This window comes from Asanoa hainanensis (genome assembly GCF_900188485.1).
Lineage (GTDB): Bacteria > Actinomycetota > Actinomycetes > Mycobacteriales > Micromonosporaceae > Asanoa > Asanoa hainanensis.
Map to the genome: position 1 here is coordinate 508,285 of NZ_FZPH01000003.1, position 14,454 is coordinate 522,738.

The 14,454-nt window shown below is 70.1% G+C and carries 12 protein-coding genes and 1 tRNA gene; 7 read left to right on the top strand and 6 right to left on the bottom strand.

The annotated features are described in order from the left end of the window. The first annotated feature begins 14 nt into the window (after positions 1–14). The 3 genes from CHC05_RS09950 (at position 15) to CHC05_RS43400 (ending at position 2,155) form a co-directional block, all read left to right on the top strand. Positions 15–1,100 (top strand): hypothetical protein, encoded by a 1,086-nt coding sequence (locus CHC05_RS09950; protein WP_089247024.1) that lies wholly within the window; start codon positions 15–17, stop codon positions 1,098–1,100. 128 nt (positions 1,101–1,228) lie between these two features. Next, positions 1,229–1,972: an HAD-IIA family hydrolase gene (locus tag CHC05_RS09955; protein ID WP_089247525.1), complete on the top strand. Its 744-nt coding sequence runs from the start codon at positions 1,229–1,231 to the stop codon at positions 1,970–1,972. A 27-nt stretch (positions 1,973–1,999) separates the two neighbouring features. Continuing rightward, entirely contained in the window at positions 2,000–2,155 is a 156-nt protein-coding gene (locus tag CHC05_RS43400; RefSeq protein ID WP_425426730.1) for a DUF3039 domain-containing protein, read from the top strand. 87 nt (positions 2,156–2,242) lie between these two features. Here CHC05_RS43400 and CHC05_RS09960 read toward each other — a convergent pair. The 3 genes from CHC05_RS09960 to CHC05_RS09970 form a co-directional block, all read right to left on the bottom strand. Continuing rightward, a tRNA-Met gene (locus CHC05_RS09960) sits at positions 2,243–2,316 on the bottom strand. 80 nt (positions 2,317–2,396) lie between these two features. After that, positions 2,397–5,393, bottom strand: a complete 2,997-nt coding sequence (locus tag CHC05_RS09965) for a UPF0182 family membrane protein (protein ID WP_179266111.1) — start codon at positions 5,391–5,393, stop codon at positions 2,397–2,399. 61 nt (positions 5,394–5,454) lie between these two features. Continuing rightward, positions 5,455–6,468: a YlbL family protein gene (locus CHC05_RS09970; protein WP_179266112.1), complete on the bottom strand. Its 1,014-nt coding sequence runs from the start codon at positions 6,466–6,468 to the stop codon at positions 5,455–5,457. 103 nt (positions 6,469–6,571) lie between these two features. Here CHC05_RS09970 and CHC05_RS09975 point away from each other — a divergent pair, with 103 nt between their 5' ends. Continuing rightward, entirely contained in the window at positions 6,572–7,849 is a 1,278-nt protein-coding gene (locus tag CHC05_RS09975) for a zinc-dependent metalloprotease (RefSeq protein WP_089247030.1), read from the top strand. 98 nt (positions 7,850–7,947) lie between these two features. Here CHC05_RS09975 and CHC05_RS09980 read toward each other — a convergent pair whose 3' ends face one another. The 3 genes from CHC05_RS09980 to CHC05_RS41370 all read right to left on the bottom strand — a co-directional run bounded on the left by CHC05_RS09980 (position 7,948) and on the right by CHC05_RS41370 (position 10,933). Continuing rightward, positions 7,948–9,276: an ABC1 kinase family protein gene (locus CHC05_RS09980; RefSeq protein WP_089247032.1), complete on the bottom strand. Its 1,329-nt coding sequence runs from the start codon at positions 9,274–9,276 to the stop codon at positions 7,948–7,950. A gap of 37 nt (positions 9,277–9,313) precedes the next feature. Continuing rightward, positions 9,314–10,525 carry a TOMM precursor leader peptide-binding protein gene (locus tag CHC05_RS09985; RefSeq protein ID WP_089247527.1) on the bottom strand — a complete coding sequence of 404 codons (1,212 nt, stop codon included), beginning with the start codon at positions 10,523–10,525 and terminating at the stop codon, positions 9,314–9,316. 240 nt (positions 10,526–10,765) lie between these two features. After that, complete coding sequence (locus CHC05_RS41370; protein WP_170215861.1) at positions 10,766–10,933, bottom strand: DUF5679 domain-containing protein; 168 nt, start codon at positions 10,931–10,933, stop codon at positions 10,766–10,768. Positions 10,934–11,448: 515 nt separating this feature from the next. Here CHC05_RS41370 and CHC05_RS09990 point away from each other — a divergent pair. From CHC05_RS09990 to CHC05_RS10000, 3 genes are read left to right on the top strand one after another with little or no spacing between them, the layout of a single operon-like run. Further along, positions 11,449–11,979, top strand: coding sequence for a M48 metallopeptidase family protein (locus CHC05_RS09990; protein WP_089247034.1), 531 nt, complete (start codon positions 11,449–11,451; stop codon positions 11,977–11,979). Positions 11,980–11,994: 15 nt separating this feature from the next. Beyond that, positions 11,995–12,606, top strand: coding sequence for a hypothetical protein (locus CHC05_RS09995; protein WP_089247036.1), 612 nt, complete (start codon positions 11,995–11,997; stop codon positions 12,604–12,606). Next, positions 12,606–13,148: a CbrC family protein gene (locus CHC05_RS10000; RefSeq protein WP_089247038.1), complete on the top strand. Its 543-nt coding sequence runs from the start codon at positions 12,606–12,608 to the stop codon at positions 13,146–13,148. The genes CHC05_RS09995 and CHC05_RS10000 overlap by 1 nt, the downstream gene beginning before the upstream one ends. The last annotated feature ends 1,306 nt before the right edge of the window (positions 13,149–14,454 follow it).

Below are 14,454 nucleotides of genomic sequence, written 5' to 3' on the forward strand. Positions count from 1 at the left end.
TGGAGGTACAACGCATGCGAGTCCGTCCCCTCGCCCTTGCGCTGGTCGCGGCGGTCACAGTCGCCGTCGCCCCGGCCCCGCCCGCCGCCGCGGCGACACCCGACCGGTGGGGTTTCGCCGCAGTGTGGAACCCGACCGTGCCCGCCGGCACGACCCTCGACACGACCCGCCAGTGGGGAAGCTGGCGGGCCGCCTTCCCCGCCCTCTGGGCCACCGGCGGCAAGCTGGCCGTCGGCCTGTTCCGGGTCACGTTCCCGCAGGTCGCCAGCGGTACGCGCGGCACCGTGCACGTCACCGCGGTCAGCCGGGCCGGCAACTACTGCGAGGTGTTCCGCTGGGGCTCCGCCGGAGCCGACGAGATCGTCGACGTGGCGTGCCACCGCCCCGGCGGCATCTTGGCCGACACCCCGTTCACGATCATGTGGTCGACCAGCTCGGGGGTCTTCCCGCCGGGCGCCTATGCGACCGCCCAGGTGAACACCGCCGGCGCCGCGGTCCAGTGGTACAACAGCACCGGCGCCGGCGCACCCGGCACGGGCCTGCTGACCCCGGGGCGCTACCTCGTGCGAATCCCCGGCGTCGGCGTGGTGGGCGCGGGCCTGTCCGGCAACGTGCAGGTCACGGCGATCCAGCCGAACGCGGTCGCCCGCCGCTGCAAGGTCGAGTCCTGGTCGCCCGTAGGCCTGGAAATCGACGTCGTCGTCGTCTGCGTCAACGCCGCCGGCGCGCTCACCAGCACCGACTTCTTCATCACGTACCACCGCCAGCGCGCGGTCTTCGGCGCCGTCGACGTGCCGAAGTACTTCGGCTACATCTGGTCGGCAGGCGGCGGCCAGACCAACTACAACCACCAGCTCGGCTTCGGCGCCAACGGCGTGGGAATGCTCGCGGGCGGCACCTACGAGGTCAAGTACCCGCAGATCGGCATTCGGGAGACCAACACCCACGTCACCGCGTACGGCGACGGCCCGAACTACTGCGGCCTCGGCCAGCCGTGGGTCAACGCGGGTTCGGACGCCCTGGTCAACGTCATGTGCTTCGACAACACCGGCAACCCGGCCAACTACCGTTTCCTGTCGACCTTCACCTCCCGCCACTGAGCAGCCGGCCGCGCGCGGGCAGAACAGCCCGCGCGCGGCGCTGACCAGGGAAAACGCCATTTTCCACTAGCGTTGGCCCGGTGGCTCCGATCGAGACTTTCCCGCTTGTCGAGCACTGGCTCGTCGACATGGACGGCGTCCTCGTGCGAGGCGGCGAGGCCATCCCGGGCGCCGAGGACTTCGTCGGTGCGTTGACCACGCGCGGCGTGCCCTTTCTCGCGCTGACCAACAACTCGCTGTACCCGCCGGACGAGGTCAGCGCGAAGCTCGCGGCGGTCGGCCTCAAGATCCCGGAGACCGCGATCTGGACCTGCGCGCAGGCGACCGCCCGCTTCCTGGCCACCCACCACCCGGGCGGATCGGCGTACCTGCTGGGCGAGGCGGGTCTGGTGGCCGCGATGGCCGGCTACGACCTGGACTACGTCGCCCCGGACTACGTGGTGCTGGGTGAGCTCGCCAGCTATTCGGCGGAGGCCGTCGCCCGCGCCTGCGCGCTGGTCGCGGCCGGGGCCCGGTTCATCGCGACGAACCCGGACCGCAGCGTCCCCACGCCGGCCGGCACCCGACCGGCCTGCGGCGCCGTGGCCGCAATGATCACCGCCGCGACCGGGGTCACGCCGTATTTCATCGGCAAGCCGAACCCGACGATGATGCGCACCGGCCTGAGCATCATCGGCGGAGACCCGCGCACCACCGCGATGGTCGGCGACCGCATGGACACCGACATCGTCGGCGGCGTGGAAGCGGGCCTACGCACGGTCCTGGTGCTCAGCGGCTGCACCCGCCGGGCCGACGAGGTGCGCCAGTTCCCGTACCAGCCGGACCTGATCGTCAACTCAGTCGCCGACCTCGTGGAGCTCGTCTGGCGCTGACAACGTGTTCTGGGCGGCCGACCGACTATTTGCCCCACGCATCGGCGCGACCTCGCCCTCAGATCGGTTGAGGGCCTTGGTGTCCGATCTATGTGCGGTATCTACTTTGTCCCGTTCCGGGATCATGAGTCGTTGACCAGGTGTCCGCTCTGTGAGGAGCGCTACCTCGACCTACCCACCTGAAGCACGTCGAGCGGAGCGGCTTGGGCTCCGGTCGATGGCCAACAAGAACGGCCCCCCAGATGATCTCTGGAGGGCCGTTCCCTTTTGTAGCGGGGACAGGATTTGAACCTGCGACCTCTGGGTTATGAGCCCAGCGAGCTACCGAGCTGCTCCACCCCGCGTCGGCTTGTTAAGACTAGCGCACCCTGTTGCGTGGTGCCAAAACGGGGGCCGGCGTGGCCGCCGGCCCCCGTCCGGAGGGTCAACCCGCCGATGGTGACGGCGGCGTCGTCGGCGGTGCCGGTGACCCGGTCGGTGTCGGCGTGGTGCCGGAGCCCACCGGGCGGTTGCTGGCCGTCCGCTGGGCCGCCTGGAACGCGTCGCTGGCCGTTTCCAGGTCCGCGAGGGCCTTGCCGTACCGCGCTAGGTCACCGGACGCCTGGGCGGCCTTCACCTCGTCGATGGCCGCCGACAACCGTGCGGCCGCGGCTGCCAGCTCCGGCGACATCGCGGGTGGCTGGTCGCCGGTGGGCGGCGGCGGCTGCTCGGGCGTCTCCGGCTGGCCCGGTGGTTGGCCGGTCTGCTGTCTCTGCGCGTCGCCCTTGGCCACCAGGTCCTTGATGCCCTGTTGCAGGCTGCTGGCCAGGACCGCGTTGGAACCGTCGCCGTAGGACAGCAGGACCCGTTGCAGCAGCGGGTACGCGTTGTTCTGGTTGCTCTTCACGTAGACCGGCTCGACATAGAGCATGCCGTTGTCGAAGGGCAGCGACAGCAGGTTCCCGTACTGCACCGTGGCCTTGTTGTCGGCCGAGAGCAGCGAGAGCTGGCCACGTACGTCGGTGGCGTTGGTCATCTGTTGATGGACCTGGACAGGGCCCGCCACGACCGTCTGGTCGGGCAGTTCCAGCGCCTCCAACTTCGGCTGGCCGTTCACGTACGACCCGGAGATGATCGCGGCCAGGTTCTGGCGGCCGCGTGGCGTGACCGCGGACGTGAGCTGGAACCGCGCCCCGTCCTGGCCCGGCATCTGCGTCATCAGGTAGTAGGGCGGCTGCTTCTGGCCCCTGTCCGGGTCGTCCGGCGCGTTCGGGACCTCCCAGTAGTCCTGCCCGGAGAAGAACTCGTTGGGCTCGGTCACGTGGTAGCGGGCCAGCAGGTCGCGCTGCACCTTGAACAGGTCGGCCGGGTAGCGCAGGTGGTCGCTGAGCTCCTGCGGGATCTCCGCCTTCGGCACGATCAGGTTGCCGCCGAAGGCCTGGTTCCAGGCCTTCAGGACGGGGTCCTTGTCGTCGTACTCGTAGAGCTTGACCGTCCCGTCGTACGCGTCGACGGTCGCCTTCACCGAGTTGCGGATGTAGTTGATCTCTTCCCGGGCCTGTGCGACCACCGCACCGCTGGTGGTCAGCTCGTCGCTGGTCACCGACTGCAGGTTGACCCGCTCGGAGTTCGGGTAGGTGGCCGCGGTCGTGTAGCCGTCGACGATCCAGACCACCCGACCACCGACCACCGCCGGGTACGGGTCGCCGTCAAGCTTGAGGAACGGCGCCACCTTGGCGACCCGGTCGCGCGGGTTGCGCACGTACAGCAGCTTCGAGTTGTCGTTGACCGCCTCGGAAAGCAGGAAGTTGGTCTCCTGCATCTTCACCGTGTAGAGCAGCCGGCGGGCGAACGAGCCGATCGGGACGCCGCCCGTGCCGTCGTACGTGTAGTACTGCTCGTCGTTGCCGGTCGGGCGGTCGAACTCGGCGTTGCTGCCGTTGCCGCGCGAGCCGACGACCGCGTAGTCGGCGTCGTCCATCTGCTCGCCGTAGTAGATCCGGGGCTGCTCGGTCTTGATCTCCTCGGTCGCCGACTGGCAGCCCGTGCCCTCGTCCGCGAGGAAGCCGGAGACGAACCTCGGCTGCTCCCGGCAGACCTCGTTGGCCGGTGCGGCCACCACGCCGTACCCGTGCGTGTAGATGGTGTGGCGGTTGAGCCAGTTGCTCTGCTGCGCGGTCAGGCCCGTCCGGTAGTTGATCTCCCGGACGCCGACCACGTAGTCCTGCGTCTTGCCGTCGACCGTGTAGCGGTCGATGTCGAGCTTGTCGCCGAAGTTGTAGAAGCCACGAGCCTGCTGGAGCTGCGTGTACGTCTCCGAGAGGAGCTGCGGGTCGAGCAGCCGGATGTTCGGCACGATCGAGGTGTCGGTGGCCAGGCTCGCGGGTGGCGGTTGACTGCTGCCCGGGTACGCGTTGATGTCGACGTCGGCTATCCCGAACGCGGCTCTGGTCGCCTCGATGCTGTTCTTGATGTACGGCCGCTCTTTGTCGATCGTGCTCGGGTTGACCGTGAAGCTCTGCACGGCCGACGGGTAGATGCCGCCGATCGCGACCGCCGAGATGCCGAGCAGGGCCAGCGAGACGCCCGGCCAGACCAGGTTCCGGATGAACGCGTTGGAGAACAGGATGATCGCGATCGCGACGACGATCGAGATGTAGCCGAGGATCTCCTTGGCCGGCAGCAGCGCGTTGACGTCGGCGTAACCGGCACCGTAGACCTTGGCGCCCTCGTTGTAGGACAGCAGCAGCGCGCGCCGGTCCAGCACGTAGGCGACGGCCTTGAACAGCACGAAGACGGCGACCAGGGTGGTCAGGTGGGCGCGGGCCGCGTTGGTGATCCGGTCGCCGCCGCCCTGCAGGCGCACGCCGCCGAAGATGTAGTGCACCGCCAGCGAGCCGATGACCGCGAGCACGACGGCGGTGAAGCCGACGCCGAGCAGGTATTTGTAGAACGGGTACTGGAAGACGTAGAACCCGACGTCGATATTGAAGATCGGGTCCTTGACGCCGAACGGCTGCGCGTTGCGGAACAGCATCCAGGTGTCCCACCGGCCCTGCGCGGAGAGCCCGGCGAACAGGCCGACCACGATCGAGACGACGGTGACCCAGGTGCCGATCCGCGGCGACAGCGCGACCCGGTAACGGTCGAGCGTCTGCTGCTCCGACGAGTGCGGCCGCAGCAGCGGGCGGAGCCGGTAGGCCAGGTAGAGGTTGCCGCCGATCACGATCGCCATCGCCGCGCCGACCGCGAGGAACAACAGCAGGCGGGTGGTGAGCACGTCGGTGAAGACGGCGGTGTAGTGCACCTCGTCGAACCACAGCCAGTCGGTCCACGCGTTGACACCCCAACCGAGCAGGGTGAACAACACGAAGACGCCGACCAGCACGCCGACCGTCACGCGGCCACGGCGGCTCATTCTCGGCAGGGGACTGCTACGCATGACCACAGTTGGCTCCGCAACGCTTGGTTAGCTCAGGGGGCGGTGTTCAGACTACGGGGCGCTAGCACATGGGGGCTGGGCTGCCGGTCTTCAGCGAGTTGAGGGCGTCGAGCGCGTCGTCGACGTTGCCCACCTTGTACATCGGCAGGCCGTCGACGGCGTTGTTCTTCGCTTCTTCGCAGTTGTCGGCGGGCACCAGGAAGGCGACCGCGCCGGCGTCCTTGGCGCCGACCAGTTTCTGCGGGATGCCACCGATCGGGCCGACGTTGCCCTGGTCGTCGATCGTGCCCGTACCAGCGATGATCTTGCCGCCGGTCAGGTCGTCGGCGCCGAGCTTGTCGATGATGCCGAGGGTGAACATCAGGCCGGCGCTGGGCCCGCCGATGTCTTCCAGGTCGAACTTGAGGTCGAACGGGTGCGGCTGCTTCTGCTCGATCTCGACGCCGATGCGCTGCTGCCCGTCGACCGTCTTCGGGGTGATCTGCGTTTCCGCCGCCTGGCCACCCCGGGTGTAGCCGATGGTGATCGTGCTGCCGGCCGGCTTGGCGCGGATCGCGTCGGTCAGGTCGGGCGCTGTCTTGACGGCCTTGCCGTCGACCGAGGTGATCACGTCACCCGCGTTGAGCAGCGAGTTGGCCGCGCCGTCCTTCGTGACGGACTTGACCGTGACCTGGATCGGGTAGCCGAGCTTGGTCAGCGCGGCCGTCTCGGCGCTGGTCTGCGACGCCTGGAAGTCCTCGGCGTTCTGCTGCTCGACCTGCTGCTCGGTCTGGTCGGGCGGGTAGATCAACTCCTTGGGCACGACGGCCTGCTTGTCGGAGAACCAGCCGGCGATCGCGGGGAGGAGCTTGGTCTCCGGCGACACCTTGACGGTGGTCAGCCGGAGCTGCCCGGCGGAGGAGAAGGTCTGGGTGCCGGAGATCTGGATGACCTCTTTGTCGGCCTCTTTGCCCAGGGTGTTGACGGTGGGGCCAGGACCGAGCACGACGTACGGAACCGGGGCGGAAAGCACCCCGAAGCTCAGCAGCACCGTGATCACGGCACCGAGCAGAACCGTCACGCCACGACTTTTCATGGCGGGAAGCGTACCGAGCGTCCCTGAATGGCGTTCCCCGAGTTCTCCCTGGGCTTAAGCACGCGGTACGGTCCCGCGCGCCCGACGCGCGTACCGTTGACATGTGCCTGATATTCCGTTTGGCTTCGCGCTCCCGGGCGGCCAGCCGCCGGACCCCAACGACCCGCAGCAGATGCAGCAGTTCATGGCCCAACTGCAGCAGCTGCTGGCGTCCCCGGGCTCCGGCCCGGTCAACTGGGACCTGGCCCGCCAGGTAGCCGCCGCACAGCTGGCCCAGGCCGGTGACCCCGCCGTCTCGCCGTACGAGCGAAACGCTGTCGAAGAGGTCCTCCGCCTGGCTGATCTCTGGCTCGAGCAGGCGGTTTCCCTGCCCTCGGGCGTCAAGACCGCCGTCGCCTGGAACCGCAACGAGTGGATCTTCCGGACGCTCGACGTCTGGCAGAAGCTCTGCAACCCGGTGGCCGGCCGCATGGTCAACGCGATGGGCGACCTGGTGCCGCCGGAGGCCCGCGCCCAGCTCGGCCCGATGCAGTCGATGGTCACCACGCTGGGCGGGGCGCTGTTCGGCGGCCAGCTCGGCCAGGCCCTCGGCTCGCTCGCGGCCGAGGTGCTCTCGGCGGGCGACATCGGCCTGCCGCTCGGGCCCGCCGGCACGGGTGCGCTGATCCCGGCCAACATCCGCGAGTTCGCCACCGGCCTGGAGCTGCCGGAAGACGAGGTGCGGCTCTACGTCGCGCTGCGCGAGGCCGCGCACCAGCGGCTCTTCGAGCACGTCCCCTGGCTCCGTGGCCACATCCTCAACTCGATCGAGACCTACGCCAACGGCATCACGGTCAACCGCGAGGCGATCGAAGAGGCGATGGGCCGCATCGACCCGACCAACCCGGAGTCGATGCAGGAGCTGGCCATGGAGGGCATCTTCGCGCCCGAGGACACCCCGGCACAGCAGGCCTCGCTGGCCCGCCTGGAGACCACGCTCGCCCTGGTCGAGGGCTGGGTCGGGCACGTGGTCGACATGGCCGTCGGCGACCGGCTGCCCAACGTGGTGCGGCTGGCCGAGGCGTTCCGGCGCCGCCGGGCCGCCGGTGGTCCGGCCGAGCAGACCTTCGCGGCGCTGGTGGGCCTCGAGCTGCGGCCACGCCGGCTCCGCGAGGCGGCGGCGCTCTGGGCCGCGGTCACCGAGCACCGGGGCGTGCAGGGCCGCGACTCGCTGTGGGACCACCCCGACCTGCTGCCGTCCGGCGACGATTTCGGGGACCCGGAGGCGTTCGCCCGCGCCCAGTTCGACAATGGCGGGCTCGGCGACTTCGACGACCTGGGCGACATCGACTTCGGCGACTCCGAAGGGCCCAAGGAAAACCCGCCGGGCGAGGACAAATAGCCATTACTCGGGTTCGCGGTGGTCCGGACCGTTCCTCCCGCGAGAGATCGCTCCGCTGCGCTCCGCTTGCCAGGCCCGTCGTGGGCCTGGCAAGTGCCTTATGGGACCGGAGCGAAGCCCGGCACCCACTCCTCGACGATCGAGCGGTAGGGCGCCTTGGCCTCGAGCTGGCAGAGGACGCCGATCGAGCCGAGGGTGACCCGGTGGATCAGCAGGTACGACGGCGGCAGGTTGAGCTGGCGGCTGAGCTGGAAGGCCGGTGACTTCGGGCTGGCCAGCCGCGCCGCCTCCCCGCGCAGCCAGGCGCGGGTGAACTGGAACTCGTCGCCGGCCAGCGGGTCCAGCATCGGCAGCAGGAAGTTGAGCACGGCTTCGGCGTCGATGTCCTGTTCGAGGCGCAGGAAGCCCTCCTCGCGCAGCCCTTCGACCACCGCGTCCGCCTCGTGGGCCAGCGCCAGCCGGGTCAGCCGGCCGACGGGCTCGGGCAGGCCCTCGGGCAGCCGGGCGACAGCACCGAAGTCGACCACACCGAGCCGCCCGTCCGGCATCAGCCGGAAGTTGCCGGGGTGCGGGTCGGCGTGCAGCATCCGGGCCCGGGCCGGGGCGGAGAAGTGCAGGGTCGCCATACGCGCGCCGGCGAGGTCGCGCTCCTCCTGGTCGCCGCCGGCGATGATCTTCGAGAGCGGCATGCCTTCGATCCACTCGGTGACCAGCACCCGGGGCGCCTGGGCCACCACCTTGGGAACGAGGATCTCGGCGTCATCGGCGTACGCGGCCGCGAACGCCCGCTGCGCCTTCGCCTCGAGCTCGTAGTCGAGCTCCTCGCTGATCCGGGCCCGCAGCTCGACCAGCAGCGGCTTGATGTCGAGCCCGGGCTGGATGGCCTTGAACATCGCGCCGAGCCGGGAGAGCTGCTTGAGGTCACTGAGCAGGGCGTCGCCGGCGCCGGGGTACTGGATCTTCACCGCGACCGGCCGCCCACCCTTGGCGCGGCCCTTCCAGAGCGCCTTGTGCACCTGCCCGATACTCGCGGCGGCGGCCGGTTGGTCGTCGAACTCGAGGAAGTGCCTGCGCCAGTCGGGCCCGAGCTGGTCGGCGAGCACCCGGTGGACGCTGGCGGCCGGGAGCGGCGGGGCGGACTCCTGGAGCTTGGTGAGGGCCTGGCGGTAGGGACCGGCCATCTCCTCGGGCAGCGCGGCCTCGAAGACGGACAGCGCCTGCCCGAACTTCATCGCTCCGCCCTTGAGCTGGCCCAGCACGGCGAAGACCTGATCGGCGGTGCGCTGCTGCAACTCGGCGGAGATCGCATCGGACGCCATGCCGGTCATCCGCTTGCCGAAGCCCAACATGGCCCGCCCGGCGAAGCCGAGTGGGAGAGAAGCGAGCTTGGCAGTCCGGGTAACGGCCTGGCGCGGGATGTCGCTCACCAGATCATTGTGACTGACAGTTTCCGGACACCCAAGATCATAATTGGGTCTGTACGCACGAACATCGCGGATGTGCCGGCCAGTGGCGCCACCACAGGTCACCTGGGGAGACGACGGTCACCGCCCCGCCGATGGTCCGCGGCGCACCACCGTCGATATAAGTCAGCACCTCGTGAGCGGCGAGCGCGGCCGCCGTCATGATCGCGACCAGGCCACCGGCCTCGGCGGGCGGCGGCGCGGTGGCCAGCCCGGCCGCGAGGCCCGACCAGCCCGGGTCGCGGTCGGTCCGGTGCTGGTCGAGGCAGCCCAGGCAGGGTGAGCCGCCGGGCTCGACGAACGGCCCGATCACCGGAACGCCGTCGTGCAGCTCGACGGCGAGCATGGCCTGGCCGCGCCTGCGGAGAGCGGCGGCGGCCAGCTCTGCGGGCTGCTGCGCGCCGACCTGGACGATGATGTGCGCCCTCGCCCGGCCGGGTCGGGCACCGGCGGCCACGACCACCTCGGCCACGGCGGAGAACCGCGGCTTCCCGACGGCGCCGGGGTCAAGGCCTAGCACGGCTTCCGCGGGTCGAACGATCCCCGCCAGATCCGGCCGGACATGCCCAACCCCAGACCGGGCCAGCGCGATAGCGATCGGCGTGGCCAGCCGACCACGACCGGTAACCACAACCCGAGCGGCGGCCCGCTGCCGCAGCACCTGAGCGGGCGTGAGCAACCCAACGGTGGCCTTCCCCACAGCCCGCCGTCCGGACCCGGCGGCCGATCCCTTCACGACATCAGCACGTCCGGGCTCTGGTTCGGACGAGACGACATGGCCTTTTCGCCGTACGAGATCGGTTCTGGTGGGTTTGGGGGTTGGTGTGGTCAACGGGCCGCGTAGGGACCAGCGGCCCGGCAGCCGGTGGTCGGCCCGGCGGAGGGCCAGTGCGGCCGCCTCAGCGCGCAGGTGGGGCGCGGCGCCGGGTGGGGTCAGGGTGTGTGCGGCCACCAGCAGGCCGTGGGCGTGCAGCGTGACCAGCAGGGCGCGGACGTCACCCGGACGGACGCCCAGGCGCTCGGCGGCGGCCAGAACCTGTCGCTCGGTGTGCGTGCCGTCGAGCAGGTCGAGCACCTCCGCGGTCCGCTCGGAGGGCAGCTCGACCAGCACCGCAGGCCCTGGGTCGAGGCCGAACTGCAGCGTGCGGGGCCCGCGCCGCAGGCGGGTCAGGCCGGGCAGCAGGGTCGGTCGGAGCAACCCGATGGTCGTCACGACGTAACAGAATGTCACCGTCACCTAGCGGCCATCGGCTCGTTGTCCACAGGTGGCGGGTCATGTACACGGGGTTATCCACAACTTCCGGCGGGTTATCCACAACCAGCCAGTAACCTGACCGCCCGATCTTGATGACACTCCGTATTCGTACCGAGACGCCGGAGAGGACGGCCGGCTGGCCGCCCTCTCCCGTCGTTGCGTCAACACACCGGCCTGCGGCCGGAGCGGAACTCCCGGTCAGACCTTCGCCTTGCCGAGGATCCGGTTGACAGTGGTGCCACAAACCGGGCACTTGCCCTTGGCCATGTTCATACCGGTCTTCGACACCTCGACGGTGCCAGTGAAGTCCCGCTTCTCCTTGCACTTGACGCAATACCCGTTGTAGGTCTGGGCCTTGTCGGCCACGATGCCCTCCTAGTCTTGTTCGCCGGTTTCGCCCCGGCGAATGCCCGGGTGCGGCACAAAGAGCGCCGACGTCGGGGCTTCTCCACGGTCACACGTGTGACCGCCGGTCCGCGGACCCTACCCACAAGCGGGCGGTTCCATGTCAGGAACCCGATCATCACCAGGGACGGGGCTCCGCTGGTAGTGCGATGCGACACCTGACGGGGACGAGTGTGCATGTCGGACTCGGCCGGATTAGTCAGATTCGGTCGAGACACGCCGACCAAAGCGCTCGTGCGAGCTGGATCACGCCGTTTACGTCCCATCCGAGCGTGGCATCCCTTAACGTTTGCCGTAGGGTCCCTCGGGGCGCAGCGGACCCACCGCCAACGGCGTACCCGCGAAATTTTTTCCGGACGACACGGCGTGAACTAGCACTTTCCCGGCGTGACCGTGTGTGTTGGCCCTTGCGGCGGCATGGCACCTACCGGTTAGCGTGCCTTCGTGAACGGAACCCGGGGCTCCGGGGTGCGGTAATGGCCGCCACACGGAAGCCGGTCGTCGAGGTACGGCGCTCACAGCGCCGGCGCCGGACGGTGTCCGCCTACCGTGACGGCGAGCGCGTGGTCGTGCTCATACCCGACCAGTTCTCCCGGGCCGAGGAGACCGAGTGGGTTGACAAGATGCTCGCCCGTCTCGCGGCCCGCGAGCAGCGCCTGCACCGCAGCGACGCCGAGCTCCAGGCCCGGTCGCAGCGCCTGATCGGTCTCTACCTGGCTGAGTTCGCCCGTGCCGCCCAACCGGCCAGTGTCCGTTGGGTGACCAACCAGAACGGCCGCTGGGGGTCCTGCACGCCCGCTGACCGGTCGATTCGCATCTCCCACCGCATCCAGGAGATGCCCGACTGGGTGATCGACTACGTGCTGCTCCATGAGCTCGCCCACCTCGTCGTCCCCAGCCACAACGCCCGTTTCTGGGCCCTCGTGGGTCGCTACGGCAAGACCGAGCGCGCCCGCGGCTATCTCGAGGGCGTCGCCGCCACCACCGGGCTGGTCCTGGCGGACTGAAATAACCTTGGGTCCGTGACCCGCCGTGTGATCGTCGTACTGCTCACCCAGGTGACCTGGGCACCTCCCGGCATCGAACTCGAGAAGTGGCGCCACGCGCTGGCCGAGGACGTCGTCGACCTGCTGGCGACCCTGAACGAGGTCGATCCGGCGATCGCCGCGACGCCCGCGGACCGGTCCCTCGCCGAGGCGGTGGCCTGGCCTTCGATGCAGGTGTACGAGGTCCCGTCCACCACCGTCAGCGCCACGTTCGCGGCGGCCTTCGCGGACGGCTACGACCAGGCCGCGGTGATCGCCGCCGACGCGCCCGACCTGCCCGGCCTCATCCTCGGCAAGCTGTTCCGCCCGTTGACCACGAAGACGCTCGCCGTTGCCCCGAACGAGGGACCGGGTTTGCTAGGGGTCGCGTCCCGCCTGCCGGCACCGGCCTGGCTGCCGGACCTCGACCTGGACGGCGACGTGGCCGCCACGACCATCCGCCCGCACGCGCCGAACCCCGCCGAGGTGGCGACCGCGCCGCCGTGGCGGCGCCTGCGCGGCCCGGCGGACCTGGCCACCCTGGACCAGGCCGTGGAGGGCTGGGACGCCACCCGTGCCCTGCTCACCGGCGGAGGCCTGTCGGGCTGATGTTCCGCTACCACCCGGACCCGATCGCGACCGGCTCGGCCGAACGCGCGGAGCACGTATGCCACGTCTGCGGCCAGCACCGGGAGGTCCGCTACACGGGCCCGATCTACGGCCGCCGGGCCGAGAACCTCTGCCTTTCCTGCATCAGCTCTGGGGAGGCGGCGCGGGCACTCGGCATCGGCGCCGGCGGCCTGGCGCAGCCGGCCCAGTTCAGCGACGCGGTCGGCGTCCCTGCCGACGTGCCGCTCGATGTCGTCACGGAGATCACCCAACGCACGCCGGGCTTTGTCGGGTGGCAGCAGGAGTCGTGGCTCTTCCATTGCGCGGACGGCGCGGCGTTCCTGGGCCCCGCCGGGTACCACGACCTGGCGTCGCACCCGGACGCGATCTCCATGATCCGCGCGGACCTCCGGCGGTCGGGCTGGTCGGATGGCGACGCGGACGAGCTCATCCGTGGTTTCGATCGGACCGGCGAGCCCACGGCCTACCTGTTCGGCTGCCTGCATTGCGGCGCGCATCTGGCGTCGTGGGACAGCGGCTGATCTACGCCTTTGGGCGTTGCGGCTATGCGCTGGCGGCCGCCGGGAGGTCCTTGAGGTTAGTAAGCGCTCACCATCCGGGCGGGGAGTAAGCGCTTACTAACCTCCCCGGACGCGCCGGCGGTCGACCCGGCCGAGATCGTGTTGCCCGGCCATCTCCGCTGAGCACGACAGAAGCCCCGCACCGGTCTTGGAGGGGTGAGCGCCTACGAACCTCCTGGAGAGTGAGCGCTTACTAACGGCCGGCAAGCACGCAACGACCGTCGCCACCGCGAGCGGAGTGAGTGGGTTCTGGGTTCGGTGGTCGGGTTTCCGGGGCTTTGCCCCGGTCCCCGCCCGAGCTGCGGGGACCCAGGGGGAAGGGGCGGGTCCCGCTGTCGGGCTTCGCAAGGGCATCAGGATCTGCGGGCGGTGACAAGGTCGTACGTCCGGTGGGGCGCTCCACCTTGTCACCGCCCGCAGATCCTGATTTGTGGGCTACGCCCGACAACGGGACCCGCCCCTAAGACCACCCGATCGCACAAACCAACAGGGACCGAAGGGCCGCGAGCGCGGCAAGACCCCAGGCCGCCGCGCGAACGCCACCACCCGATCGCCGCCGCCACCCCGACCAGCCACCCACGCAACGGCCGCTGCTGTCCTGACCTCGACCAGTCAACGGCGCCGCGCGACCACCACCACCAGACCGCCGCCGCCGCGCGACCGCCGCCGCCCGACCACCGCCGGCGCCGCGAACTGGACCAGCCATCACCCGACCACCGCCGCCACCCCGACCAGCCACCGACCGACCGCTGCTGCCGCGCGACCACCGCCACCACCAGACCGCCGCCGCCCGACCACCGCCGCCACCCCCACCAGCCACCGCCCGACCGCTGCTGCCGCGCGACCGCCGCCACCCCGACCAGCCGCCGCGCGACCGCTGCGACCGCCGCTACCGGCATACCGGTCAGGAAGCGTTGCCGCTGCCAGGGCCACGGGCGGCCAGGACGGAGCCGCCCGGCAGAGCAGCACCGCGATCAAATGGCCCTTGTCACCGCCCGGAGATCCTGATTTGTGGGCTACGCCCGACAACGGGACCCGCCCCTAAGACCACCCGATCGCACAAACCAACAGGGACCGAAGGGCCGCGAGCGCGGCAAGACCTCAGGCCGCCGCGCGACCGCCTCCGCCGCGAACTCGACCAGCCATCACCGGACCACCGCCGCCACCCCGACCAGCCACCACGCGACCGCCGCTGCTGCCGCGACTCGACCAGCCACCACCGCCACGCGACCGCCGCCACCTGACCGGCCGCCGCCCGACCAGCGCC